This is a genomic window from Spirosoma foliorum, assembly GCF_014117325.1.
GTDB lineage: Bacteria > Bacteroidota > Bacteroidia > Cytophagales > Spirosomataceae > Spirosoma > Spirosoma foliorum.
In genome coordinates, this window is sequence record NZ_CP059732.1 from 4,888,537 (window position 1) to 4,914,626 (window position 26,090).

21 protein-coding genes and 1 pseudogene are annotated in these 26,090 nt (G+C 45.3%); 10 read left to right on the plus strand and 12 right to left on the minus strand.

Annotated features, from left to right (window positions below; translation table 11 throughout):
* Positions 1-129: 129 nt before the first annotated feature.
* Complete coding sequence (locus tag H3H32_RS20830) at positions 130-507, plus strand: HPF/RaiA family ribosome-associated protein (RefSeq protein ID WP_182457567.1); 378 nt, start codon at positions 130-132, stop codon at positions 505-507.
* Positions 508-592: 85 nt separating this feature from the next.
* On the opposite strand, the gene metK is transcribed toward H3H32_RS20830, so the two are convergent.
* The 4 genes from metK to H3H32_RS20850 form a co-directional block, all read right to left on the minus strand.
* Entirely contained in the window at positions 593-1,870 is a 1,278-nt protein-coding gene (gene metK, locus H3H32_RS20835) for a methionine adenosyltransferase (protein ID WP_182457568.1), read from the minus strand.
* A gap of 82 nt (positions 1,871-1,952) precedes the next feature.
* Positions 1,953-3,140, minus strand: a complete 1,188-nt coding sequence (locus H3H32_RS20840) for a lycopene cyclase family protein (RefSeq protein WP_182457569.1) — start codon at positions 3,138-3,140, stop codon at positions 1,953-1,955.
* Between the two features lie 90 nt (positions 3,141-3,230).
* Positions 3,231-4,124, minus strand: coding sequence for a lipoyl synthase (gene lipA, locus H3H32_RS20845; RefSeq protein WP_182457570.1), 894 nt, complete (start codon positions 4,122-4,124; stop codon positions 3,231-3,233).
* A gap of 127 nt (positions 4,125-4,251) precedes the next feature.
* Entirely contained in the window at positions 4,252-5,037 is a 786-nt protein-coding gene (locus H3H32_RS20850; RefSeq protein WP_182457571.1) for a hypothetical protein, read from the minus strand.
* Between the two features lie 222 nt (positions 5,038-5,259).
* Here H3H32_RS20850 and H3H32_RS20855 point away from each other — a divergent pair, with 222 nt between their 5' ends.
* Positions 5,260-5,703: an OsmC family protein gene (locus H3H32_RS20855; protein WP_182457572.1), complete on the plus strand. Its 444-nt coding sequence runs from the start codon at positions 5,260-5,262 to the stop codon at positions 5,701-5,703.
* A 90-nt stretch (positions 5,704-5,793) separates the two neighbouring features.
* Here the strand turns inward: H3H32_RS20855 and H3H32_RS20860 are convergent, their stop codons facing one another.
* Entirely contained in the window at positions 5,794-6,585 is a 792-nt protein-coding gene (locus H3H32_RS20860) for a hypothetical protein (RefSeq protein WP_240543435.1), read from the minus strand.
* Between the two features lie 575 nt (positions 6,586-7,160).
* On the opposite strand from H3H32_RS20860, the gene H3H32_RS20865 reads away from it, so the two are divergent.
* The 6 genes and pseudogenes from H3H32_RS20865 to H3H32_RS20890 all read left to right on the plus strand — a co-directional run bounded on the left by H3H32_RS20865 (position 7,161) and on the right by H3H32_RS20890 (position 16,210).
* Positions 7,161-7,976, plus strand: a complete 816-nt coding sequence (locus tag H3H32_RS20865; RefSeq protein WP_240543436.1) for a FecR family protein — start codon at positions 7,161-7,163, stop codon at positions 7,974-7,976.
* Positions 7,977-8,001: 25 nt separating this feature from the next.
* Positions 8,002-11,106, plus strand: coding sequence for a SusC/RagA family TonB-linked outer membrane protein (locus tag H3H32_RS20870; RefSeq protein ID WP_182457573.1), 3,105 nt, complete (start codon positions 8,002-8,004; stop codon positions 11,104-11,106).
* A gap of 50 nt (positions 11,107-11,156) precedes the next feature.
* Positions 11,157-12,854 carry a RagB/SusD family nutrient uptake outer membrane protein gene (locus H3H32_RS20875; protein ID WP_182457574.1) on the plus strand — a complete coding sequence of 566 codons (1,698 nt, stop codon included), beginning with the start codon at positions 11,157-11,159 and terminating at the stop codon, positions 12,852-12,854.
* A 173-nt stretch (positions 12,855-13,027) separates the two neighbouring features.
* Entirely contained in the window at positions 13,028-13,978 is a 951-nt protein-coding gene (locus H3H32_RS20880) for a sugar phosphate isomerase/epimerase family protein (RefSeq protein WP_182457575.1), read from the plus strand.
* A gap of 95 nt (positions 13,979-14,073) precedes the next feature.
* Entirely contained in the window at positions 14,074-14,817 is a 744-nt protein-coding gene (locus tag H3H32_RS20885) for a 3-keto-disaccharide hydrolase (RefSeq protein ID WP_182457576.1), read from the plus strand.
* A 66-nt stretch (positions 14,818-14,883) separates the two neighbouring features.
* Positions 14,884-16,210: pseudogene (locus H3H32_RS20890) on the plus strand (Gfo/Idh/MocA family protein).
* 61 nt (positions 16,211-16,271) lie between these two features.
* Here H3H32_RS20890 and H3H32_RS20895 read toward each other — a convergent pair.
* The gene (locus H3H32_RS20895; protein WP_182457577.1) at positions 16,272-17,561 is read right to left on the minus strand and encodes a DUF2851 family protein; all 1,290 of its coding nucleotides are present in this window, start codon (positions 17,559-17,561) and stop codon (positions 16,272-16,274) included.
* A 104-nt stretch (positions 17,562-17,665) separates the two neighbouring features.
* Positions 17,666-18,496, minus strand: a complete 831-nt coding sequence (gene pyrF, locus H3H32_RS20900) for an orotidine-5'-phosphate decarboxylase (protein ID WP_182457578.1) — start codon at positions 18,494-18,496, stop codon at positions 17,666-17,668.
* A 110-nt stretch (positions 18,497-18,606) separates the two neighbouring features.
* Here pyrF and rfbC point away from each other — a divergent pair, with 110 nt between their 5' ends.
* Positions 18,607-19,146: a dTDP-4-dehydrorhamnose 3,5-epimerase gene (gene rfbC, locus H3H32_RS20905; protein ID WP_182457579.1), complete on the plus strand. Its 540-nt coding sequence runs from the start codon at positions 18,607-18,609 to the stop codon at positions 19,144-19,146.
* A 90-nt stretch (positions 19,147-19,236) separates the two neighbouring features.
* Here rfbC and H3H32_RS20910 read toward each other — a convergent pair whose 3' ends face one another.
* Complete coding sequence (locus H3H32_RS20910) at positions 19,237-19,929, minus strand: type 1 glutamine amidotransferase domain-containing protein (RefSeq protein WP_182457580.1); 693 nt, start codon at positions 19,927-19,929, stop codon at positions 19,237-19,239.
* A 273-nt stretch (positions 19,930-20,202) separates the two neighbouring features.
* Between H3H32_RS20910 and H3H32_RS20915 the strand changes: the two genes are divergently transcribed.
* A complete protein-coding gene (locus tag H3H32_RS20915; RefSeq protein ID WP_182457581.1) occupies positions 20,203-20,598 on the plus strand; it encodes a hypothetical protein in 396 nt (131 codons plus the stop codon).
* A gap of 106 nt (positions 20,599-20,704) precedes the next feature.
* On the opposite strand, the gene H3H32_RS20920 is transcribed toward H3H32_RS20915, so the two are convergent.
* From H3H32_RS20920 to H3H32_RS20935, 4 genes are all read right to left on the minus strand, one after another.
* Positions 20,705-22,213 (minus strand): hypothetical protein, encoded by a 1,509-nt coding sequence (locus H3H32_RS20920; RefSeq protein ID WP_240543437.1) that lies wholly within the window; start codon positions 22,211-22,213, stop codon positions 20,705-20,707.
* A 148-nt stretch (positions 22,214-22,361) separates the two neighbouring features.
* On the minus strand, positions 22,362-23,387 hold the full coding sequence (locus H3H32_RS20925) for a DUF6807 domain-containing protein (protein WP_182457582.1): 1,026 nt from the start codon (positions 23,385-23,387) through the stop codon (positions 22,362-22,364).
* 118 nt (positions 23,388-23,505) lie between these two features.
* Positions 23,506-24,123 (minus strand): LEA/WHy family protein, encoded by a 618-nt coding sequence (locus tag H3H32_RS20930; RefSeq protein WP_182457583.1) that lies wholly within the window; start codon positions 24,121-24,123, stop codon positions 23,506-23,508.
* Positions 24,124-24,177: 54 nt separating this feature from the next.
* A complete protein-coding gene (locus H3H32_RS20935; protein WP_182457584.1) occupies positions 24,178-26,088 on the minus strand; it encodes a DUF3857 domain-containing transglutaminase family protein in 1,911 nt (636 codons plus the stop codon).
* Between the last annotated feature and the right edge of the window lie 2 nt (positions 26,089-26,090).

Below are 26,090 nucleotides of genomic sequence, written 5' to 3' on the forward strand. Positions count from 1 at the left end.
CTATAAGGAAACGGAAGTCCGTGAAACACACTTGCATCTTTCGTAGGTAGTATTGACTTTGTGCTTCACATACCCAAACTTAGATAGTCCATTGATGTTCTAATTTCAGTTCACTTTAAATGCGACACAATGAGACTACAAATGCACGCCGTTAGATTCACGGCAGATCAGAGCCTGTTAGATTTTATCCAGGCTAAGCTTGATAAGCTAGACACTTTTCATGATCGTATTATCAGCGGAGAAGTGTTCTTAAGACTAGAGGGGGCAGACTCCAATAAAGTCAAAGAGAAAATCATCGAAGTTCGACTAATGATTCCCGGAAAGGAAATCTTCGTTAAAGAACACGATAAAAGCTTCGAAAGCGCCACCGATCGGGTTATGGATGTCCTGAAAGACAAACTCGTCCGATTTAAGCAAAAGCGGAGTGATATCTCCAGCCCGGCTATTACTAAGGCCACATCCGATGTAGAAGATGAAGACGAGGTTTTCGAACCTGACGAGTTATAAAAAGTAAATTAACCAACAGAAAAGCCACTCCGTTTGGAGTGGCTTTTCTGTAAGATGTAGCGCGGGTGAAAACCCGCGTTACATCTTACAAACCGAATGCTGTTTTGACTTTATCAACAAAATCGAGTTTTTCCCAAGTAAACAACTCAACTTCAACTTCTTTCGTATTTCCGTTCGAACCAAAGGTTTTCTTAACGATTTCGTTCTTACGACCCATGTGGCCATATGCAGCCGTTTCGGAGTAAATCGGATTGCGGAGTTTAAGCCGTTGTTCGATAGCATAGGGACGCATATCGAAAATCTCGCTCACTTTTTCAGCGATAACTCCATCATGCAGATCTACCTTAGACGTGCCATATGTATTTACATATAAACCACAAGGCTTGGCTACCCCAATCGCATAAGAAACTTGTACCAGCACCTGATCGCAAAGACCAGCCGCTACCAGGTTTTTAGCGATGTGACGCGTAGCATAGGCTGCCGAACGGTCTACTTTAGAGGGGTCTTTACCCGAGAAAGCTCCACCACCATGGGCGCCTTTACCGCCATAGGTGTCAACGATAATTTTACGACCTGTTAGACCAGTATCGCCGTGAGGGCCACCAATTACAAATTTTCCCGTTGGGTTGATGTAATAGGTAATGTTGTCGGTAAATAAACCGTGTAATTCAGCTTTTTGAGCCGCTTTCACACGTGGAATCACAATATTGATGATATCCTCTTTGATTTTGGCCAGCATCGTCTCATCATCGGCAAAATCGTCGTGCTGTGTTGAAACCACAATCGTATCAATCCGGATAGGCTGATGATCGTCTGAGTATTCAATCGTCACCTGCGACTTGGCATCGGGCCGCAGATAAGGCATAAGCTCGAGTTCGTTGTTCCGAATAACCGACATTTCACGCAGGATAGCATGGGCCAGATCTAGCGGCAATGGCATGTAGTTATCGGTTTCGTTGGTAGCATAACCGAACATCATGCCCTGATCACCAGCTCCTTGTGCGTTTGCTTTTGACTCAAAATCGTTGTTGTCAACCAAACGATCAACGCCCTGGTTAATATCGGCTGACTGGTCGTGTAAAGCCGAGAAAATGCCACACGAGTTAGCCTCAAACATATATTCGCTCTTCGTGTAACCAATTTTACGGATTACCTCGCGCGTGATTTTTTGAACGTCTAAGTAGGTGTCGGTCTTGATTTCACCAGCCAGAACAACCTGACCAGTTGTAACGAGTGTTTCGCAGGCTACTTTGCTGGACGGATCAAACGCCAGAAAATTATCAATCAGTGCGTCAGAAATTTGATCGGCGACTTTATCGGGATGTCCCTCAGAAACAGACTCGGAAGTGAAAAGATAAGGCATTGAATTATCCGTAGACTTGGTTTAAGCCACAAATCTACGAGTTTCTGAGTAGGGGGCAAGACATCAGTATATACCTTCCTTACTATCCGGCTATTTTTCGACGCAATACACTAAAGAAGGCCGACAAAAATGGCCAGAAGGGCATTGTTGCAAACAACTGAATTTCCTCAAAAAAATGAGTTTCTTCGTCTAAAAACTTAAAAACACGGCGAGGGTTTTCAGTATATATGCGGGTAAAAATATCGTCGGCTGGATGCCGATTTTGCTCTAGTACATTCAAGAAAATACTGTCGTAAAGTTTAAATCGTCGCTTAAACCAAGGTATAGTTCGATTTGGCTTACCCGTTGTGGCCAAATTGTTCACAATTTCCTGCAGATAACGTTGCGTTCGGTGAAATGTATAACCTGTTGAGGCTTTGGTAAAACCGCCTGCAGTGCCTATTCTAACGATGTGTTCAGAAGGATTCTCCTGCGTTGGCTCATCGGACATGGGAATAACTCCATACTCGGTTTCGCAGATTTCATAACCTCCTGTTGGTAAAAAACGGTCTATATATTGCTGTAATTCAACATCGTATTCTTCGTCAGCTAGTAAGGCCGAATTGAAAATCGTAAATTCAACCAGAGCTGTTTTTTCATTGAACGGCAATACATATATGAATCGGCAGTCACCCCCTTGCCCAATTCGAAAATCCATGATCTCTGCGCATTTGGAGTCAAAGCAAGGCATTGAGGTTGTAATTACCCAACCTTTAAAATGCTGCAAAAGGTTATGATTCTCTGGCTGATCTAATTTTAGAGCAAACGTGCTGTCAAATACGTAGTCAGCTATGTAGGGTTCGTCGTCAGCAATAACAAAGCCGCCTTGCGGAGTATCTTTGATACGTTGAATCGTTGCCTGTTTGCGCTCAACATTAGGCCATTTAGCCAGTTCTGTGTCTATAAACCCATAGAAGTCAATGCCTCGTAACATTTTATACTGGTAGCCCCGCATATCCAACTCACCGGCATAGGTAGTTCCATGAAAGGAGATTGCGTTCCAGGTACGAAATAAAATCGACTCAAACGGATGCAATAATGCACTGGAGTCAGTAGACTCCGTTTTTTGCTGCTCCCGTTCCCAAAAGCACCATGTTCGATCATTACGATTTTTCTGTTCACGATCCAGAATCAGAATACGTCGATCACGCAATGGAGACTGGAGTAAGTAATAAGCCAGGCTTAAGCCTGCCATCCCTCCTCCAGCAATGATGAAGTCGTATTTTTTCATGCGGCAAAGAAAAAGTCCGGGCCGTTGGTCCGGACTCTTTCTTATAAAATGACGAAGGGACCTAAAATGTTTAGCCTTCGGTAACTTCTTTTACACATTTACATGCTTCTCGGCATGATAACTGGACCGAACTAAGGGTCCTGACTCAACGTACTTCAGCCCACGTTTCAGCCCTTCTTCACGATACATAGCGAATGTATCAGGATGAATCCATTCAATTACTTCGTGGTGCATTTTGGTCGGCTGTAGGTATTGGCCTAAGGTCAGAATATCCAACCCATTAGCGGCCAGATCATCCATTGCCTTAAATACTTCATCATGGGTTTCACCTAAACCAAGCATAATACCCGATTTTGTTCGCTGTCCATATTCTTTAGTACGGCGAATTTGTTCGAGACTACGCTCATACCGAGCCTGTGGACGTACTCGTCGATAAAGTCGTTCTACGGTTTCCATATTATGCGAAACCACTTCCTGACCAGCCGAAATCATTCGCTCGAGTGCCTCCCAATTCCCTTTTGTATCAGGAATAAGGGTTTCTATGGTTGTAGAGGGCGATGCTTCTTTAATGAGTTTCACCGTCTGGTACCAGATTTCGGCACCCCGATCCTTCAGTTCATCGCGATTGACCGACGTTAGTACAGCGTGCTTAACTTTCATCAGCACAATGGCTTCAGCTACACGCCGGGGCTCATCGGTATCATATTCGTTAGGGCGGCCGGTTGCCACGGCACAGAATGTACAGCTTCGTGTGCAAACATTGCCCAGAATCATAAATGTAGCCGTGCCTGCACCCCAACACTCGCCCATATTAGGACAATTGCCACTTTCGCAGATGGTGTGCAGCTTATGCTCGTCTACTAACTTACGAACTTTAGCATATTCAGGGCCGATAGGCAGTTTTACGCGCAGCCAGTCGGGACGTTTCGGGGCTCCCGCCCGGTTGCGTTGTTGTTCAGAGGGTATTACGGGTAGTTCGATCATGTCACCTCAATCCTTTCCAGCAAAATTCGTTTTCATAGCGGAAAGTTCATAATAGTCAAAAGTCGTCAGCCGGTAGTTGTTAGTAATTTTGACCAACAACTGATGACTGACGACTTCTGACTATACTCTATTTCTTACCCCCAAAAAATAACGTAAGATAGGCCGACGTGAAGAAGTTACGATTGCCATCTTCCCGATTACCCGTTGCGCTTTGGTTGGGAATAATGACAACTTTATTGGGGAAAACTTCAGCTAAAAAACCAATTTCAATACCTGTTGTATTGGCCCTGAAAGAACTCAGTTCAAAACTTAAAGCCGCTTTTACGTTCAATCCGACGGTGAGCTTCGACTGATCGAGGCCTTGAAAAAAGCCGCCAGCGCCTACCACTGTTTCGCCAGTGGGCGTCATATAGCCATTCACTTGTGAAGCCGGTACTGTTCGGGACGAGTTGCCATAGGATACTTCCAGATAATAAGGCTTAATGATACCGAGCGAAGGCCCCCCAGCCAATATGCCACTTACGGCAATTCCTTCATCGCTATTGCGCTGAAACAGTTTTACTTCCCGACCGTAGGAAGGGCGCAGGACAAACAGATAATTTTCTTTTCCGCTGATATACCGAGAGCTAATCGAATTGACAGAGGATTGGATCTCTTTCGGATGTTTTACATTGACAAGCTCAACACTAAGATAACTATACTGCGGCATGCCGTACAGTTTATTCGATAATAAACGAGATTGCCGGAAAGCAAAGCCACCGATAATACCCGAATTCGTGTTGGTAGTCAACCCAAATGTTGTTATGGTATGGTAGCTATCCTCTTCGCTGTCGACATTTTGCGCATTAGAAACCTGGCCCGACAAGAGGAGACAGCTTAACGCAAGTCCAAATACTGTGTATAGTGTTCGCATTTCGGTAAAATCCTGAATTAAAGCTACTCATTTTACTGATTATTCACAAAATCAGAGACCACAATTAGCGTAACTACATCGTTCTTTTTATGTTTAGGCTTAAACAGAGTCCGAAGCCATCGCAGGTAGGCGATTTAGGTAACGGCGGCTGCTTATCATTAGCTGTTACCAATGTAAGCAGCGAGATTTGTGATTTACTCTAAACGATATACGTTTTTTTATATGGCAACGATTCACATTGATTACCTGGGTGGCCTACGTACCGATTGTGTACATCTTCAATCGGGTACGCATATTAACACCGATGCTCCTACTGATAACCAGGGCCTGGGTGAAGCGTTCTCACCAACCGACCTGGTGGCTAACGCCCTTGGCTCCTGCATTATTACAACGATGGCCATTTTTGCCCGTCGCGATGGCATCGATTTAACCGGGAGCGAACTCGACGTCACGAAAGTGATGACCACGCAACCTCCCCGTCGTATTGCCCGCATCGAAGTTAACTTAACGCTCCGCGCGAGTCGGGAAGGTGAAGCTTTTTTACCCGACGATGAAACCCGTGCCCGGCTTGAAAAAATTGCCCATACCTGTCCCGTTGCTATTAGCTTACACCCTGATCTTGAGCAAGCCGTGAGTATTCGATGGGAAACAGGAGTGGCGGCCTGATGTATGATATAGGATGTATGATGTATTCCCATTCCCACGCGTTAAATACATCATACATCCTATACCATATATCAAATACCATACATCACCTTATTTCTTTTTCCGTTTTTGTCGCCAATACTTGATATCCGAAGTCAGATTTTCGAGGAAGAACGACGGCCCAACAGATATATAAAAACCGGAATAATTGATCTGACTATCTGGAATATCTTTTTTTAGGATAAATCGGTAGCCAGCCAAAAAATTAATACCAAACCAGTGTAAGGGCCTCAACCAGCGTACCGTTGGGAAATGATAGGCCGCATCTACCCCTACACCAAGCGGCAGAAAAACCCCTCTTGCCACCTCATGCCGATTTGTCTGATCATCATCCAGTTCATAGCGTGAGTGCCCGTAGCCAAATTCAATCGGCAAACTTATTTCGAAAGCTTTCCGGCGATACAGGTAACGCTCATAATACACTGTAGCGATACGCAAATGGCGCGTAACGGATTCGGATGTATTCGGCAATAATCCAGGTTCATCAAGCCTTTGGTTTATGAAATAAAAGCCAGCGCCAGCCTTAAAACTAGCCAATCGACCTCCTCGTAAAGCCGGCCGATCATGCTGAGCCGGAAATAAAAAGCCCGCTCTGACTCCATACATGCTAACCGGCATCCGTCGACCATTATCATTACGTGTATCATTAAAGAAAAAAAAACGCTGGTCGGTTGAAGCTGTAAACGTAAGCGATTTGGGGCGAGCACTCTGTAATGTATCAGGTTTAGTAGCACTCTGTAAGTGAGTAGGCTTATCGATAACCGCGGTTGGCTGGGCCCAAACTGCCGTACCGATATAAAGCCAAAGTAGACAAGGTAAAGTTAGAATCCATCCTAATCGCATAGTTTTCACACAGTTGGTTAGCTAATAACTGTGCCCGGTCACAATGGTTCTGATAAGACCTTTCCTTGTCTATTATATCCACCCACTACAGTCTAGATTTCTGTCGAAAAACTGCTGATAGGCCTCCTCTAAATTAACCATAAGAGCAGGTAAAGTATATACAAAAAGAAGTCTATTCTTTTTATGGGTTATTATAAGTGATAGATAAAATCAAATAGAGCCCACTTAGCAAACTAGCTATTTCTTAGCTAAGTACAAAAATCGAAAAATAACACCCGGTTCCAAACTCGGTCAAAAAATCGTTAATCCTGTGTTAATCTCTTCCTAAGCGACAAAAAAATCTTGCTGTTTTCCTATCCGGGAACGTTCCCGGTAACGCTTGCGTAAAAAAAGTGCGATAAATTATTCTTTATGTCCGGTTTTTTTCAGAATATCATACTAGAATTTTTTCAAAGAATAATAGTACATAATAAAGTCGCATCAAAGAATAATCCACAATTAATCTCATTCTATCTGGCGATTACTCCGCCCTCAGGTGATGTTTTTAATAAGTAGAAACCCTTATATCTGACGCTTTGGCCTACACGAAACAGCTATACACCGTGTCCCATAAGCCCTACTCTGCTTATACCATTGAGGAGCTCGCCCTTGATGACCTGTTCGTGCGTTGGGTGCAACATCCCGACGACGATGAGGTAGCAGCGTATTGGCAAAACTGGCTTTCGCAGAATCCAGACTGTACCGAAACCGTTGAATCAGCCCGCAACCTGATTCAGGAAGCCAGTCAGCCTCGATTGCCAGCTTTATCAACCGACGAGATTTCGTCGGTATGGGGGCGAATCCGGGAATCGCTTCAAACGATGGAAGATCTCCGTCCGCTTCAGCCCGATGTACGGGCAGTTGTTGGGTGGTGGTATTTTATGAGAACGATAGCGGCCTTGATGGGTGTCATGCTTTTGATTGGCTGGGCGCTATGGATGCAGTATGGTCCTAATCAATGCGTATCAACGATTAGTACACCTGCCAACCAGACCCGCTTAATTCGATTACCCGATAATTCAACCATGACCCTGCAACCGAATAGTTCAGTACGGTATGCGCGTCAATGGAACGAAGAAACCCCCAGGGCCGTCTGGCTGAAAGGTGAAGCCGATTTCTCGGTTACACACCGGAATGATACCTCATCGGCCCGATTGTTCCGAGTTCATTTGCCCGATTTTACCATAGAAGCAGTTGGTACCATTTTTCGCGTAAGACAACGCTCCAATGGAACTTATGTAGCCCTGACTTCCGGGAACATGAACTTACTTCTGAAAGAACAGCAATCCATTCAGCTTCAACCTGGCGATTCGATCCAGATAATCGCGGGTTTAGCCAAGTCTTTACCTTAACAATTAACTCTTACTTGAACCTACAATGCAGACAACAATTACCCAACCGCCACGGCGAGCGTGGCTTCCTTTGCTCGGACTAACGGCTCTTGCGCTGGTTAGTCAACCGGCGTTCAGCGCGCCACCCACCCATCGTTCACTTATTGAAAACCCTGCGCAGGAGCGAACTGTAACAGGCCGGGTTCTTTCTGGTGACGACAATCAAGGACTGCCAGGTGTTAGTGTAGCCGTAAAAGGCACTACACGCGGAACAACATCTGATGCAAATGGGGAGTACCGAATTAGCATACCAAGCAATCAGGCTGTGCTTGTTTTCTCTGCCGTAGGATTTGTTACCCAGGAAATTACAGTTGGCAATAAGTCGGCAGTCAACATAACGCTTACGACTGATAACCGATCACTGAATGAGGTCGTTGTCGTTGGATATGGTACGCAGAAAAAGAGTCAGACCACCGGGGCTATTTCGTCAATTACCCCTAAGCAGATTACGGAGCAACCCGTCACTAATATTGGTCAGGCCATGCAGGGCCGGGTAGCTGGTGTAGACGTGGCGCAGTCGGGTAGTAAACCAGGCTCTGTACCCACGATTCGGATTCGGGGACGTCGCTCCTTTAATGCGGGTAACGACCCATTATATGTAGTCGATGGAATTCCATTAGCCAGAGAATACGAAGACATTAACCCGAACGATGTGGCCTCTATGGAAATCCTGAAGGATGCTACTGCAACGGCAATCTATGGGGCCAGAGGTGCTAATGGGGTAGTGCTGGTTACAACAAAACGGGGCAATAAAAACGGCAAAACGACTATCAGCTACGATAACTATGTAGGTTTTACGGATGCCCTTGATAAAGTCCATCTGTTCAGCGGTTCTGAATTTGCCGAGTTTGTCCGGGAAGCTTATCGGACAACGGGCAACTATAAAGACGCTAATGGGAATCCAGTTCCGACGGGTGTAGTCGACGCATACGCCGACTCGAAGGTAGCCGTACTGGGTGGTGACCCGAACGTAGCAGCGGGTATTGCGGCTGGGCGGAATACCGACTGGCAGTCGTTGATTTTAAAACAGGGTGTTCAGCAGAACCACTCGCTCGGTATCCAGGGTGGTAACGAAAAAACACAGTTCTATCTGTCGGCGGGATTTTTCCAGGACAAAGGGATCATGCCTGGCGTAGATTATACTCGCTATTCGCTACGTGCCAATGTCGATCATCAGATCAATAAGGTACTTAAAGTAGGCCTTTCTTCCTACATGATGTATTATCTACGCAATGGCGAGAACCTGAATCCGTATAACTTTACGCTTCAGCAGAACCCTCTTGGTCGGCCTTACGACGATAATGGAAACCTGATTTTCTCTCCAACAAATGACGCCTTGCTCACCAACCCGCTCGCCGAGGTTGTACCGGGGGCCCAGATAGAAGAACGGAAGAAATACCGCATTTTCAACAGCGTTTATGCAGAAGTAAACATTATTGACGGTCTAAAATACCGGGTCAATTTCGGGCCTGATTTTACGATCAACCGATATGGCCGCTTCATTGGCGCTCAGACGAATGCTCGGAAGGGGGGCGACCCGCAAGCTACTAACGCTGCCGCCTTTAACTTTGACTACACGCTGGAAAACTTCATAACGTATAACAAAAAATTTGGTGATCATAATTTCGGTATAACCGCTCTACAATCTATTCAGCGCGACAACTCCGAGTTTAATACCATTAACGTACAGGGTGTTCCCGCCGAAACGCAGTCGTTTTATAACGTAGGTAACGCTAGTTCAGTACTGGGTGTTGGCAGTGGTCTGATTCAGTGGACGATCAACTCGTACATGGGACGTATCAACTACGACTACAAAGACAAATACTTGGTTACGGCCACGCTGCGCCGAGATGGATCAAGCCGGTTTGGTGAAAATACCAAGTACGGTAACTTCCCAGGTATAGCCTTAGGCTGGAATATCAGTAATGAAGACTTCCTGAAGGGCTCCACATGGGTTGATCTGTTGAAACTACGGGTAAGTCGCGGTTCGGTAGGTAACCAGGGGGTAGCACCCTATCAAACCCAAGGGTTGTTAGGTCGCACTGTCTATGCATTTGGTACGACTCCTGCTTATGGGTATCGGCCAGAAACAATTGGAAACCCCGATTTGCGGTGGGAAACCTCAACTACGACAAACATTGGTGTTGACTTCAGCCTCTGGCGCGGCCGGCTATCGGGTGCTATCGAATTATATCAAACCCGTACCACCGACCTGCTTCTATCTGACTTACTACCTACCTCAATCGGTTTCAATTCTGTAACCCGGAACATTGGAGAAACTCAGAACAAAGGGGTAGAAGTTAGTTTGTCGACAGTGAACGTGAATACGAAGGGCGGCTTTAAGTGGACATCCGACATTGTATTCTCCAAAAATACGGAAGCCATTATCTCCTTGTTCAACGGACCTGTTGATGACGTAGGTAACAAACGCTTTATTGGCAAACCACTGACCGAATTCTATGACTATAAGAAAGCGGGTATCTGGCAGACTAACGAAGCCGATGCCGCTAAGTCTTACCAGAGCGCTGTTGGTCAGATTAAAGTACAGGATACGAATGGTGATGGCAAAATTACGGCTGATGACCGGGTATTTTTAGGGTCCGACATTCCAACCTGGAGTGGTGGTATTACCAACCGGTTCAGCTACAAAGGCTTTGATCTGAACTTCTTCATTTATGCCCGGGTTGGCCAGACCATTCTGAGTGGTTTCCACCGCGATAATAACCAGTTAGCAGGTCGTTATGAGCAGATAAAAGTGGATTACTGGACACCCAACAATCCAACGAATGAGTTCCCCCGACCTAACTCAAGTCAGGAGTTCCCTGTATATAATTCGGCCATTATCTACTTCGATGGTTCGTTTGTGAAGGTTCGGAATATCAACTTTGGCTATACATTCCCGGCAAGTGTTGCCTCAAAACTCCATTTGCAATCACTGCGACTATTCACCAGCATTCAGCAGCCATTCATCTTCTCCTCCTACCGGTCGAAGTATAACGGCGTTGACCCTGAAACCAGCGATGGTACGGTCAGTAATGGTGTTACGCCCGCTACCCGGGTTACAACCTTTGGTTTGAACGTCAAATTCTAAGCGCATAACCGTACGTGATGTGCTTATAAATACCTTAAGATTCTAAAAACATGAAATCAAAATTTTCACATAAATCATTTCGCGTCCTGGCTCTTGCCGTTATCCTACTTAGTGGGCAGGCGTGTAAGGATATACTGAAGGAAACGGTTGTTTCTAATATCGGGAACGATTACATCAAGACCCCTAAAGGGTTTGAAGATGCCAGTAAGGCGGCCTACTCCTCGTTGCGGAATTTCTATGCATCGGAACGCGGATTGACTATGACCGAATTTGGTACGGATCTTTACCAGGCCGGAGCGGATGGAAGCTATAAAGGGTTTCATTTCTATGATACCCAGATGAATAGCTTCGTTGACATCATCCAGCAAGTGTGGGAAGAACTGTACAGAGGCATTAATACCTGCAATGCAGTTATTGAGCGTGCTCCGGCCGCTACCGTTTCGGATGCCACCAAAAAACTTCGGGTAGCCGAGATGAAGTTTCTGCGAGCACACTATTACTTTATTCTGGTACAACAGTTCGGTGGAGTCGACTTGCGATTAACAGAAACGATACTGCCTACGAAAAAAACCAGCCGGGCAACAGAGACCGACATTTATAAATCTATCACGAGTGACCTGGAATCGGCACTGGCCGATCTGCCTACTGTTAAAGCGTCTTCGCAGGGAGCAAGTGATTATGGGCGAGCTACCAAATCGGCTGCCGAACATTTGCTGGCTCGGGTGTACCTGACCAAAGCCACTTCGTCGGCCAAAGCTGCTGATGATTACTCCAAAGCGGCAACCTATGCGCAGAATGTAATCAGCAACTATAGCCTGAAGCTATTGCCTGACTTTGCGAGTGTGTTTGCTCAGGGAAGTGGCGAAATTAACGATGAGGTTATTTTCTCGGTTCAATACACAACAGACCCGCTGACTAATATGAACACGGCCAACACCAATAATGGTGATGGAAACAAGCTGCACTTGTACTTCGGGATGCAGTACGATGTGCAGCCTGGTATGAAACGCGACATTGCCAACGACCGGCCTTTCAAACGGCTTCGTCCAACAACCTATCTGCTTGAAACCGTTTTCAAAGATCGGGTGAATGACTCCCGCTATAAGAAAACATTCAAGGATACGTGGTTGAGCAATAACCCCGGTACGAATCTGAATACGTCTTTCGACAACAGTAAGGCTAAGATGACACTTAAGGCGGGCGATACGGCTATTTATATTCCAGGTGTTGAGTGGACAGTAGCGCAGCGGGCTGCTAAACCTTATCAGGTTTTAGTGCCAAGTGCGTATACAGCAGCGCTATTCCCAACCCTGCAAAAATTCCTCGATCCCACTCGTCCTGATCTGACCTACGAACAAGGTAGCCGCGATTATCTGGCATTCCGCCTGGCCGAGACTTACCTGATTTTAGCTGAAGCGCAATTCAAGTCGGGCAAAACGACTGAAGCGACTGCCGCGATTAACGCCGTCCGCCGTCGGGCTGCCTGGCCAGGGAAAGAATCAGCCATGGAAATAATACCTACTCAATTAGACATGGAAATGATCATGCAGGAACGCGCACGTGAACTGGCTGGAGAGCAGATGCGTTGGTTTGACCTAAAACGTTGGGGTAACCTGGTTGAACGGGTTAAGTTATATAACCCTGATGGCGCTGCCAACGTAAAAGAAACCCACAATTTGCGTCCAATTCCGCAAACCCAGATTGACCGAACCGAGAATGCAGGATTCGCTCAGAATCCAGGTTTCTAAAGATTAACGAATAAAAAGGGTGATTAATAAATGGCGAAAGCAACCGTTTCTTGATCACCCTTTTTTAGTAGTAGAATAGAATTGGGCAACGCTTATTTCTACGAGTCTTTGATTTTACGTTTAAGCAGTCAATAATCATTACAACAACCTGAATAGATTAATAGCCCCTTATTATGCACGAGATCGAAAACAGACGACAGTTTCTATCAAAAGCTGGTTTATCGGCGTTAGCCATGTTCGCTGGCGTTGACAGCCTATTGGCTCGACCAACCCTTTCTGGTGGGCAGGCACTAGCAAAAGTACCTGGCCTCAAAATCGCTTACTCCGCCATTACCTGGGGCGGCAATGATGCACAAGCGATTTCCGATCTGGCTTCTCTGGGTTATCATGGAATCCAGCTTCGAGCTAATGCCTTTGGCCCTTATAAAGCCAAACCGTCTGAATTGAAAGCATTGCTCGAACAAAATCACCTGGCGTTGGCTATGTTCTCAAGTGGGAATGTAGAGATCGACCCGGCTAAAGAGCAGAGTACGATTGACATGCACGTGGCCCATGCGAGTTTTGTTAAAGCACTTGGCGGCTCGGCCATTCAATTAACGAACTCAGCTCGCCCAAAAGACCGACTTCCAACAACCGAAGAATTGAAACGGCTGGCAACCGTCATGAATGAGATTGGCAAACAAACAGCCGATTTGGGTATTCAGGCAACTTATCATAATCACATGCACCAACTAGGCGAAACGCCTGAAGAGGTGGAGATGATTGTACAGGCAATGAATCCGAAGTACGTGAAATTAGAGCTCGACATTGCTCACTACAAACAAGGTGGTGGCCAACCTGAAAAGGCAGTCAAGCAATACAAAGACATTATTTATGCCTTGCATTTAAAAGACACAATGTCTCCCTTACCCGACAAACCGGGCGATCCTAAAGCCTACAAATTCGTTGAACTGGGTCGAGGCAATGTAAATATTCCGGCGGTGTTTAAAGCCCTGGACGAAATTAAGTTTAAAGGCTGGGGTATTGTTGAACTAGATGGTGTACCCGAAAAAGACAAAACACCTATCCAGTGCGCTCAAATCAATAAAGACTATATTACCAAAACCTTAAATCAGCCGTTGTGAATGGCCGAATGAATGACAAAGTGAATAGTTTTGCGAAATGCCTACTGGCTATTGTAGTACACGTTATTCATGATACAACCAATCACCTAAAAAAAATGAAATACTTTATTTTAACAGGATTACTCCTCGTAACAGGTTTACTCGGCAAAGCTCAACAGGCTCCTAATACGCTCACAGCACAGGAGAAAAAAGATGGCTGGAAATTGCTGTTCGATGGCAAAACCACCAATGGGTGGCGAGGGGCTTACAAAGATAAATTTCCCGCAAAAGGTTGGGACGTTACCGATGGCATGCTGACCATCCAACAATCGAATGGGTCTGAATCTGAAAGCTTCGGTGATATTGTTACCGATGGCGAATACAGCGATTTCGACCTTGTCTTTGACTTTAAATTAACGGAAGGCGCTAATAGTGGCGTTAAATATTTTGTGGCCGAACAAAGCCCGAAACCAAAAGGATCAGCTTTTGGCCTGGAGTTTCAGGTATTGGACGATGATAAACATCCTGATGCCAAACTCGGTCGGAACGGGAACCGCACGGTAGGTTCGTTGTACGATCTGATTCCGGCAAGTGGTAAAAAAGCCAATCCAATTGGCGAGTGGAATACAGGCCGCGTCATTTCGAAAGGCAAGCACGTTGAACACTGGCTCAATGGCAAAAAAGTCGTTGAGTACGAACGCGGTAGCGAACAGTTCCGCGAATTGGTTGCCATTAGTAAGTATAAAGCTCCCGATTACAATGCCAATGGCCGTTTTGGCGAAGCGCCTAAAGGCCATATCCTGCTTCAGGATCACGGCAATCGGGTATACTTCCGAAATATGAAGATTAAAACGCTCTAAGCAGCTTCTGAACTAATAGCCTTTTTATCATCGTCTATAGTATCTTTTAAAAACACGTTAACTTCTATGGAAAATCGCCGTGAGTTTATAAAAAAATCGGCTTTAGCTGGTCTGGGGATGAGTTTCTCGGCTAGTAGCTACGCCCGAATCATTGGCTCAAACGACCGCGTTCGTGTAGGTATCATTGGTTTCTCGGATCGTTTCCGGCAATCGCTGGCCCCTGCTTTTGCCGAACACGCTAAAGCCCAAAATTTTGCCTTCGTAGGCGTTTCTGATCTATGGAATCGCCGTCGTGATGAAGCCAATGAGTACTTAAAGGGAAAAGGTCTGAACGACAGCACCTTTTTCAAGGCTCGTAATAACGATGAACTCCTTGATCGTAAGGATGTCGATGCCGTTATTATCAGCACCGCCGATTTCCAACATGCGTTACATTGTACAGCCGCTGTGGAATCGGGCCGGGATGTGTATTGCGAAAAGCCATTTGCTGAATCACTCGACGATGCCCGCAGAGCGGTTAAAGCAGTAGAAGCGTCGAAAAAAAATTGTACAGGTTGGTTCACAACGTCGCTCAGCACCAAACTATCATTCTGCTAACGACTTTATCAGATCAGGTAAATTTGGCGATATTACGATGGTTGAAATGACCTGGAACGTTAATCAGCCTGGTCGCTGGCGTCGGCCTAAGTTAGTATCTGAAATTCGGAAAGAAGATACTGACTGGGATCGCTACCAACTCAATCGCCCCAAAACAGCCTGGGACCCACGTAAATATTTGGAGTTCCGGTTGTTCTATCCGTACTCGTCAGGTATTCCTGGTCAGTGGATGTCGCACCAGATTGATACCGTACACTGGTTCAGCGGTTTAGACCATCCTCGTTCGGTAGTGGCCAATGGCGGCATTTATAGCTGGAAAGATGGCCGCGTCAATGCAGATACGTTTACGGCTGTCTTTGATTACGGCCCAGACAATGATAAAACCAAGGGTTTCCAGGTGTTGTACTCCTCTCGGATGAACAACGAAGCTGGTGGTGTAAAAGAATACTACTTCTCGAACGGTGGTATGATTAACCTCGACACGAACAAGATTTCTCCCGAGGGTGGTCTGGAAGCGAAATATGCCAAAGATATGAACATGCAGGCAAACCTACTGCCAACCATGTCACTTGGCGAAGCCGCTAAAATGGAAACATCGGCTAATACCGGTGGCGACCCAATGACCTCACTACACATGCTGAACTGGATGGAATGTATCCGTAGTCGGAAAGAGACAAATGCACCAGCTCGGGTGGGCTTTAATCACTCAGTTGCCAACATCATGGCTACCACGGCTCTGCATACCGGCAAGCGCGTAACCTGGGATTCAACCAAGCAGGACATGGTGATAAGCTAGTTTTTTATGTATGATGTAGGATATATGATGTCTTTTCACTGCATATATCCTACATCATACATCATTTCAACAGTGCTGCGCCGATCTGGCAACTGAGGCACTTTTTTACGGAACAAAACTCATTATAGAGTTCAATGGCCGCCTGTGAATCGAAAGCCGTGCGAATACCTAGTCCAAGGGTGTCCCAGTTTTCGGTCAGGTGGTTTTTTTCTGCCGAAAGCTTCTCCAACAATTCAATCGCCCAATCAATATACGCTGGCTGATCCCGATGATGGGCATACGCAGCCAACAAGGGTACTGCTGTATTAATTACAATATTCTCGGCTGAGGTTAATCCTAAAGTAGGAGCCCCTTTGTCTGTTTCTTTCCCAAAACGATAGTGCGCCAGCCAGTAATCAGACGGTATTATCTGTAAGGCTTTAAGCAATCGTTCAACATCGGGTGTAGCTACAAAAAGCGAAAATAAACTGGCATGGTGCGTTACCAAACGAGCGAACTGGGCCAATCGTAGCGTAGGAAAATTAGCTGGCCGCAGCCTCCCCCACTTCCATATATGAGCTAGCATTTCCTTATCAGCTAGCGCATATTTGGCGGCCATAAATCGGTATTCGCGCTGAAGCATTTTCGTGTATTCATCCGGTTCATCAACCTCCAATAATCCAGCCACCCCAAACAACATTGCCTCAACTTGTGGCAGTACGTCCCTGTGTTTCAGTATTGCCTTTAAAGGGACAGTACGGCTGAGTTGCGCCATCGGGTCAGCATTGATTTTGAACCCCATGTTTATGGCCAACAGTCGATAGGCTGTTTCCTCCCAATCGCCACCTGTTTGCTCAACTATGTGCTGAACGTCTGAGGCTTTACGCTCCAGTCGTTGCATCATAGCCTTATCTAGCATAGATGTGATGTGTAAAGGCGTTACGTTACGAAACTGCCCGGCACATGGAATAGCCTCTACCGAACTACTTAACAACGTATATCGATCCAGCAAGGTCGGATCGATGAGGGGCTGGAGTTCAAGGGTGGGTAGTGGAGTACCATTAGCACGATCGACCTGAGCGCCATTGGCTACCCGGTCATCTTGCCAGACGACATGTAGGATAACATTATCGTAGGCACGATCGTATTGATGACGATGCACAAGCCAATCCGATGTTCGGGTATGCATTTCAACAGTACCCACCCACTCTACGTCATTGATTAATAATCGGGCATTGGTAAAATCTGGCCCCGCGTTATTGTTCCGAAACCCAGGATGGAGAACCTGAATAAATTCGCCGTCGGTAGTTATCAGTCTATTTTTAGTAAAATACTGGAACTGCCAAATAAAATAAAGGAAAATTTCGGGCACAGGTCAATAGCTAATTAGTAGTAAATAGATCTCCATTGAAACGCCAAGAGAAGCTCAATGTAAACATATTTATTTAACTAATATACCTACTAACAAACAACAGTTTAATTCTTGATGATATCATCTAAATACCCGGCCATTTCTTTCTGTAAACTACTGGCTTCAACTCGTGCCTTATCGGCAAAATCCAATCCGCTAGATGCATATAAAATACTTCTCGACGCATTCACTAACAGACCACCGGCAGCGGTTAAACCTCGCCGGGAAACTTCTTCAAGGCTCCCTCCCTGGGCACCTACACCAGGTACAAGCAGAAAATTATCAGGAGCGAGTTCTCGAATACGGCTTAATTCATTTGCTTGAGTAGCTCCAACAACAAACATTAGTTTATCTGCCCCGGCCCAGCTATGGGCAGCTTCCATTACTAGTTCAAATAGCTCCTGATCGCCCACTTGCTGGCGCTGAAAATCGGCACTTCCAGGATTGGACGTAAGCGCCAACAGAATGACCCATTTATTTTCATAGGCCAGAAAAGGCAAGACCGAATCGTGACCCATATAAGGGGCTACTGTTACAGAATCAAAAGACAGCCCAGCCGCTGCGGGATCGAAGAAAGTACGGGCATACAAATCTGATGTATTACCGATATCTCCCCGTTTGGCATCAGCAATTGTGAAGCAATCGGCCGGAATATAATCCAGCGTTTTCTTAAGACTTTCCCAACCTCGTGGTCCCTGTGCTTCGTAAAAAGCAATATTGGGTTTATAGGCTACAGTAAACTCGGCAGTAGCATCAATAATTGCTTTGTTGAAGGCAAAAACCGGATCAGGTTCGGTTAGCAGATGATGCGGGAGCTTACGAGGATCGGTATCTAAACCAACACACAAATAAGATTGCTTTTGAAAAATCAGATTACTTAACTCCGAATAAGTCATGCTGAAGTGGGAATCGCGAACGAAAAGATTGTGCTCAAAATTACAACTTACCGTGTCGGTTTCATAAATTTGTCCGTTATAGACCTTCGAAATTAGAAATTCCACTTACTATGCAAGTTCGGCAAACTGCCATTGAGGGCCTGATTGAATTGATTCCACGCGTATTTGAGGATGAACGCGGCCATTTCTTCGAGTCTTACAATAAACCCCTTTTTGTATCGCTGGGCCTGCCTATGGAGTTTGTGCAGGACAATCAGTCTTTCTCTGTAAAAGGCGTTCTGCGTGGGTTACACATGCAAAATGCACCCTTCGCTCAGGGAAAATTAGTTCGGGTAATTACAGGCCAGGTCCTGGATGTTGCCGTTGATTTACGACCAGACTCGCCAACATTTGGTCAATACGAAACCTTCCTGCTAGACGCCAAACTGGCTAATATGGCCTATATTCCAGAAGGCTTTGCCCACGGCTTTGTAGCGCTGGAAGATAGTGTCTTCAGTTATAAATGCACGAATATTTATAACAAAGCCTCCGAATCAGGTATAATCTGGAATGACCCAGACTTGAATATCAATTGGGGAGTAGAAAATCCTATTGTTTCGGAGAAAGATCAGGAGTTAAAAACCCTACGTGAGGTTTTACCGGAAGCATAGTTTGATGTAAGGTATATGATATAGGGTGTATGATATAGTTAGCAAGAAGAATATATCATACATTCTACATCATATACTTCACATCGCCACTTATTTCTCATACATTTCTTCTAATACCTTCCGACCAACTTTTCGAGCTGACAATGGGTTTTGCCCCGTTACCAATCGTTCGTCGACTTCAATATAAGGTAAAAAGGGAATAAGCCCTTTGCTGTAGAGCGCCTTTCGCTGTTTTAAGGCATCTTCAAGAGAAAACGGGACTTCTTCGTCGAGTCGCACAAGCTTTTCTTCCATATTCGAAAAACCCGTTACTTGCCGATTATCTATTAGAAGCGAGCCATCCGACAAAGTAACATTAAGCAGCGCACTTACACCGTGGCAAACAGCAGCTATCATACCACCACCCTCATAAATCTGCTGGGTTATCCGTTGAAGCGCCTGATTATTCGGAAAATCCCACATGGTACCATGACCGCCCGTGAAATAAACGATCTGGTAATTAGCCGGATCAACATCATCTAGTTTTAGAGAGTCCTCTAGTTTCGAACGAAATGTAGGATCATGCGACCATTTTTCGTTGATCGTATCACGTCGCTCAATACTCTTCTCATCAATTGGTATAGTGCCCCCTGCAGGACTGGCAATATCGTAAGGTAAATTCCGTCCGGCTAACTCATCATAAAAATGGGTTGCCTCACTTAACCACAAGCCTGTCTTATGAGGCTTTGTCGGATAATCCGTATGATTTGTGCAGACAATTAGCGCGCGGTAAATAGGATCCATGAGCAAATAAGCAATGGCAGATTATGGTAACTAACCGACACTTCGGGGCGAAGATAAACGGTTTAAAGTAAAACCATGTATAGGTAGTGACTTACTCTGAATTGGTTAGCAAATCTTTTTACTTTTTGTAGACTCACTTTAGTGCCATCCTGAGACATATATTTCGTATAAGTCTGGATTAGCCAATAAAAATTTGCCTGGGTAAAGTTTTGACCTATTAAATAAATTATCATTTTGTTATATTTGTTGATAAACCGTATTGTACTGATCCTCATGCCAAACTTAACTTACGAATCTCTTCAAGCTGAGTATGCCTGGATGCTTGTATCCGATCAACTTCAGCAACGTAATAATGTCTTAGCTAAAAGTATATCGCACATGGAACGCAATCCCAAGGAGTTGCCCATGGCCAGTCGGTTGATTATCCTTCGTTATCATCTCAAAATGAGCTTACGCCAATTAACACAGTCGGCTCGTCAGCATAAGTCTGAGTCTGTAAATGTTAATCAGCTGGCAGAGCAGTGGCAACATGTTCATCAATTATTCTTCCTACTTCGTCAGATTGATAACGAGCTTGGCCGTGCTACAACAGAAAGTCAGGCGCTACGCTCTTGGATGAAATCGCTCGATGGACGCGTTTATCGTTCATCGTTAGTCCATTTGAACTAAATAGGCATTCTATACAACAGGAAAAGGGTTAATTAACGGGGAGACTGCCGTTAATTAACCCTTTTCCTGTTGTAAAACGAATAGCTTTCTATTTGCCAGAATTTGCTTATCGCTTCCGATTTGAAGGGATATATTGAATTTTCTTTACGCCAACCAGCGCACAGCCTGGTACGCAGGGAGTAGGTGGATCAGTGGCATCTACAGTAGGGCCGTCGATAGTTGAAGCAACCCAGGCAAACTCAGCCCAGGCATTCGGTTGTGCCTTATCCGTAACAGGTTCAAACGCAATTTGCCCAATATTGGCATTAAGCCAATCATCATTTGAACTCAAATCAATTGTATAGATATGATATTTCCCATCATTAATGACCGGAAACTCCATTATTCGATCGCTTGTGCCATAGAGTGTTACATCATCACTTCGGCGCCATTTGAGTCTGAATTTATCGCTTTGGGTATTAAACGCGGCCTTCAAATAAATTTTCGGATTGTTGCGCCCTTTCCAGAAAACAAATGGAGACAAAACTCGCGCATTTGTTGCATCATCAAGCAGCATATGCAATTTCCCCGCAATCGGCCAGCCTGTATCTGTTACATGATAATAAGTCCAGCCTTTTCTTGATGTATCAAAAAGAAAATTAGGGCCTGCAGGCGAGTGGGTTTTGTTATAAACGTAGGAACGAATATCATTTAAATGTCCTAAGATCAACTCGTAATCCCATTCATGAACCAAATTATAGTCAAATATGACCTTATTCGTAGCGGCAATATAGGAAGCTACGGTGCTCGTTTCATCGCCCCCTAAATCAGATCCGAAATACCCTCTTTTAAATTCATAATTACCTGGTGAATATAGGCCAACTCCATAGCCATTATCATTGGTAGATGCCATCCAGGGTTCGGTAGGAAAAACATCACCAAAAAGCATGGTACTAGGAGGCTGTATCCGCTCTAATGAAAGTGAGCCGTTGGTATAGGGGCTTGCGCCATTATAGAGCCACATATTATGATAATCCCCCGTCAAATACACACAGGGAAATTCTTGTTGACGAGCCTCATATTGTGTTTTATCCGATCGAGATAATTCGACTTTTACGTGCACTTTTACGACATTACCATCTAAACGCACCCAGTGCTCTATAGTAGCTTCGCCAGGCTCATTGTTAAAAGCAAATTGCTTAGGTATAGTTTTAGTATGTAGTAAATTATCTTGCTTTTCAACCAATAATACCTGTGCGGGATTAAAATTCACGTCACCAGCCTGAATAGGATTCCAGCCCAGACCGATCCAGGCTGGGTTTCCATTCTGCGAGTAATCGTAAGGCCCTCCATAGAGTCCTATCTGTATTTGCCGACCAAGATCAGTACGCCCGCCAAGGACAGGGTTACTAACCATGTTCTGCGTCTTAACAAGGCCACCATGGTCATTGACAAATGTAAGGTACGTAATAGCACCACCAGCATTTGTGTTAATACCTACTTTAATCTGCGAATTCTCAATCGTCAGCAATCCATCGTTAAAGGCTCCTACGCGCGCCAATGACGACGTACGTGGGCCAGGAGGAGAGTTACGAAGTTGAGCCTTTAGTAGTATTGGTGACCAGAGAAAGGTCATCAAGAATAAAAAACGCCAATGCAAGAACTTACGAAGTGACATGTGGGGCATATAAACCAGCACGATTTGGTATACTAATTTGCTGTTTACAAATAATATGCCAAATGATTTTTGCGCAAATAAATTAACATTTTTCGATATTAGTTAACTATTTATTTAATCGACTCAAATCAGCATCTACAAGTTTGCCAGACTGAATTAACAGCCGATGACGGAACGTAACGCTCTGACCTGCTGGCAATGAGTAATTCAGGGCGGGCGCCTTACCACTGCTCATAACTGAAACTCCTAATGGGTTAGCCGCAAACAAACCATATCCGCGAGCATGCCAATACGTTGGGTAACCTACATTTTTGGCATGGTCAAATAAAACAACAGAAAGGTCTTCTCCGTTAATCGTACCCGTCAGTTTCATCCATTGCGCCCGTGTTCCCCAAACGGCATCGCCCTCTATACCTTCGCTGCTGTGGTATAAACCTGTTACGCCTTTATTATTCAATATAGGTACTTTGGTCTCCACACCTTGCGCATCAGTAAAAACCTCCGGCTTAGTAGAGGGCTGCTCAAGTTGGCGGGCAACACGCAAAGCAATCATTCCTTCTTTATTGTCTTTAAAAACAACCTCTTTATCGGTCGCTTTCAGAGTTGTAATTCGTTCAATCGTGCGATTAGCTGCGGTAGCCAGAAATTCATAGGTGGTTGTTTCCTGAAGCATTGCTTTTCCATCTTTATCGAGCCAATCGGCTGTCACGACCAAGGTCGCTTTTCCTTTCCCACTTTTCATGGACTTTACGCCAGTATGAACGATCGTACCAAATGGACCTTTATGTTCGGGACCAACCTGAATAGAGTTATTCCAGAAATCGTGGCCATTCACATCACCATAGTTGAACCACATACCCACATGGTGCGGGTGATCGATGCGTTCATCGGGCCGAGGGTCAAGTGGCCAGCCTCGCGTAATAAAGTTTCCTCCTGCCGACACAATGGGATACAGAACTGGCTTTTTCAACACTGTCGGTCCTGGATAAATGTAGGCGGTAAATGGCTTTCCATCGACTGTTACAGAAATACGTTTCTGGGCTTCGTCGTGAGTCAGTTGAATCTGATTCGATTGGGCTCGGCTGGCAAGGATCGTACTGAAAAGGAAGAACGCAATGAAATAGTAACGCATCAGCTAATTAGTTAGTCAAAAGTAGGAATCGAAAGGATAAAGGAAACGCAAACAAATCGCCCCAAACTAAGAAGCTGGGGCGATTTGTTTGCTACTGAATACAAAGATATAAAGCTGCTTAATTACCTAATAAAATTTTATTCGTTACGTCCTGGTCAATTGTGATATACCCTGGATAATTCACCTGCTTACCCAGCAAATCCAACGTTGGTTTAATCTTAATTGTCAGTTTAGAAGGCTGGGTTCCGGTTGCACCCGATAGGTTTTGTACCAATTGCGTAAAAGCATCACGCGTCTTGCTGTCTGTAAGCAACTGATAGGCATTGGTGTTCAACTGGACCGGAACGCGCGTACGACCACCGCCGGGTTGCACCTCGATACGCTGATTCAAAAAACCATTGAACAACTCCTGTCCGGCCAATAGAATCCGGTATTCCAGTTGATTGATTCCAGCCAGTTTATTGGTTGGGTTGGTGATATCAATATTCAGACGGGCGTTCAGCGGTACATTACGTGTTAACAACCCAGTTGCTAATCGTGGAAACTGAGCCGGATTAATATCCTCCACTTTGCGTAGTTGTCGAACATCGATGCCTGCTAAATAGATGCTATCGGCAGACGCAATCGTATAACGGCAAGCGCCAAGCGTTTTGGCCTGAGAAATCTGGTTATTGACACTGCATTGGCTGAACAATAAGGGCAATGCTGCCAGTAGTATAACAAGTGCTTTTTTCATAGTTGACTTTAGTCCTTTTTGTATAAACGTTCGACAGTACGAAAAGGGTTTGGTTTAATTGTTTTTAACGAATACCATTTGTGTCCGGTCGGCTTTGGCTACCTTCTTCCGGAAATCAACCCACTCGGCATAAGCAGTTGCCGGAAATTTTCCACCATGCATAGTTATATGACGGACATACGTGATCTGGTCACCGTTAATTGTTAACTCTGCTGTATATCGCCCAAATTTAGATTCTATCGCTACGGGAGCTAGTTTAAATTCAGGGGTATAGCCTTGAGGAAGCTGGTAGGAAATGGTGTCACTATCGTCAAAATCGTAGTTCGTCCCTAAATCAACAGGTGTTTTGCGCGCTTGCGTTAGTGGCGTTGCAGGCAGAAGAGCCGACATCAGGTTAAGCGGCAGAAACAGCCGACTACCGCTGATCGTTGCCCACTGACGAACATCTAGCGCAAGGTTCTCGGTGACTGCCGGAATAATTCCGGGCTCTTCTTTATAGCCAAACGTGTTCAATTCAAAAGCAGGAATACGAATGCGTTTGAGTAACCAACTACGCTGGTCATCGCGATTAAGGTGATGAAGTGCGTCGACATAAGCATCTTGCTGGAGGCCCGTATAGCGGGTTCGAACATCGGCAGTGGCATCGCCCTGTTCAGTAACCTTGACCCTAATCTGCCGTTGCTGCCGATTATCTGCTGATTTATAAACAGGCGTTTTTATTAATCGACTACCGTCAGGCATAATAAGTAGGGCGTGTCGATTACCCGTAAAATCGCTAACATAGCCTGCTGGACTGTTTCCGCTTGTGCACTCCAGAAAAAGCGTGTCACGCCCGTCAGGTACACACAGAATAACATGATTAAACTGGAAGCTTGGAAAATCGACTAAGGCATCTGGTTCATCGTCTCCAGCCCGAACCAGCGCTGGATAAGCCGTAACTCCAACTGCTTTTAACAACGCCTTGGTATAATTGGTTAGCGCTTTGCAATCACCGTATTTACTGGCGGCTACCTTATCGGCTTCAATGGTTTGCCAGCCGCCAATACCTAGCTGAACACTAACGTAACGGGTATGATCCTGTAAAAACTTATATAGTTTCTGTACTTTTCCACGTGTAGTTGATTCTGTTTTCGTCAACTCGAGTACTCGTTGCCGTAAATCATCAGGAATGAGGTCACGACCTTCATTAAGCGTGTGGTAAAATTTCCCTAAATCATTCCAGGTCGTTACTTTCCCTTTGTAACTCTGCACCTCAAAATCCGTAGGAGCTGTATAAACAATCGGCACCTGCTCCCGCGCAGGAGGTGACAAAGGTTCAAATTCAAGAGCCGATTGATTGGCCAACGTCCAGGTATAGGTTTTCCCACCATCGGGCGACGACGTAACGACTCCGGGTGTTGGGAGATTCATTTCTTTATAGCGCAACGCCATCGTTGGCGGCAATGTTACTGTATACGTCGCCTGTTCAACAGACAAGTGTTGCCCGGATTGTGGTACCCAGGTTGGGTAAAACATCAGGTTCCGCTCAGTCGTCTCGACCAGAAATTCTACCGTATACGGATAGCTTGGCTGCTTCGGGAAAGCCGCGGCTTTCATCCGCTGATCATCGAAAAGATTATAATCGGAATAGGTACTGTAATCGCTAATGTCGGCTTTCTTTAGCTTCTTAATCAGCTTCCCGTCTGCGTCATAAAGCGCCCCTTCCATATTGGTTATTTTCGAAAGCTTATCATAACCTACCACTTTCGTTGCCTGCTTATCGCCTTCTTTATCCAGCACAGTAACCACCGTATATTCCCGTTGAGCAGCTTCTCCTGGTGATTTTACAGCGAATACCGTTTCGTGCCGACGAACCACCGCGTGCGCATTTTCTTTTAATGTGGCAGGAATAGACGCTGCTTTATAATCGATTTGTGCCCAAGCCGTCTGGCTTATTAGCAGCACTACCAGAAAAAAGTTCTTCATAC

What these genes read in the sequence shown, in the direction of transcription:
- H3H32_RS20830 (WP_182457567.1), top strand. Translation starts at nt 130, where the DNA reads ATGAGACTACAAATGCACGCCGTTAGATTCACGGCAGATCAGAGCCTG.
- metK (WP_182457568.1), bottom strand. Translation starts at nt 1,870, where the DNA reads ATGCCTTATCTTTTCACTTCCGAGTCTGTTTCTGAGGGACATCCCGAT.
- H3H32_RS20840 (WP_182457569.1), bottom strand. Translation starts at nt 3,140, where the DNA reads ATGAAAAAATACGACTTCATCATTGCTGGAGGAGGGATGGCAGGCTTA.
- lipA (WP_182457570.1), bottom strand. Translation starts at nt 4,124, where the DNA reads ATGATCGAACTACCCGTAATACCCTCTGAACAACAACGCAACCGGGCG.
- H3H32_RS20850 (WP_182457571.1), bottom strand. Translation starts at nt 5,037, where the DNA reads ATGCGAACACTATACACAGTATTTGGACTTGCGTTAAGCTGTCTCCTC.
- H3H32_RS20855 (WP_182457572.1), top strand. Translation starts at nt 5,260, where the DNA reads ATGGCAACGATTCACATTGATTACCTGGGTGGCCTACGTACCGATTGT.
- H3H32_RS20860 (WP_240543435.1), bottom strand. Translation starts at nt 6,585, where the DNA reads ATGCGATTAGGATGGATTCTAACTTTACCTTGTCTACTTTGGCTTTAT.
- H3H32_RS20870 (WP_182457573.1), top strand. Translation starts at nt 8,002, where the DNA reads ATGCAGACAACAATTACCCAACCGCCACGGCGAGCGTGGCTTCCTTTG.
- H3H32_RS20875 (WP_182457574.1), top strand. Translation starts at nt 11,157, where the DNA reads ATGAAATCAAAATTTTCACATAAATCATTTCGCGTCCTGGCTCTTGCC.
- H3H32_RS20880 (WP_182457575.1), top strand. Translation starts at nt 13,028, where the DNA reads ATGCACGAGATCGAAAACAGACGACAGTTTCTATCAAAAGCTGGTTTA.
- H3H32_RS20885 (WP_182457576.1), top strand. Translation starts at nt 14,074, where the DNA reads ATGAAATACTTTATTTTAACAGGATTACTCCTCGTAACAGGTTTACTC.
- pyrF (WP_182457578.1), bottom strand. Translation starts at nt 18,496, where the DNA reads ATGACTTATTCGGAGTTAAGTAATCTGATTTTTCAAAAGCAATCTTAT.
- rfbC (WP_182457579.1), top strand. Translation starts at nt 18,607, where the DNA reads ATGCAAGTTCGGCAAACTGCCATTGAGGGCCTGATTGAATTGATTCCA.
- H3H32_RS20910 (WP_182457580.1), bottom strand. Translation starts at nt 19,929, where the DNA reads ATGGATCCTATTTACCGCGCGCTAATTGTCTGCACAAATCATACGGAT.
- H3H32_RS20915 (WP_182457581.1), top strand. Translation starts at nt 20,203, where the DNA reads ATGCCAAACTTAACTTACGAATCTCTTCAAGCTGAGTATGCCTGGATG.
- H3H32_RS20920 (WP_240543437.1), bottom strand. Translation starts at nt 22,213, where the DNA reads ATGACCTTTCTCTGGTCACCAATACTACTAAAGGCTCAACTTCGTAAC.
- H3H32_RS20925 (WP_182457582.1), bottom strand. Translation starts at nt 23,387, where the DNA reads ATGCGTTACTATTTCATTGCGTTCTTCCTTTTCAGTACGATCCTTGCC.
- H3H32_RS20930 (WP_182457583.1), bottom strand. Translation starts at nt 24,123, where the DNA reads ATGAAAAAAGCACTTGTTATACTACTGGCAGCATTGCCCTTATTGTTC.
- H3H32_RS20935 (WP_182457584.1), bottom strand. Translation starts at nt 26,088, where the DNA reads ATGAAGAACTTTTTTCTGGTAGTGCTGCTAATAAGCCAGACGGCTTGG.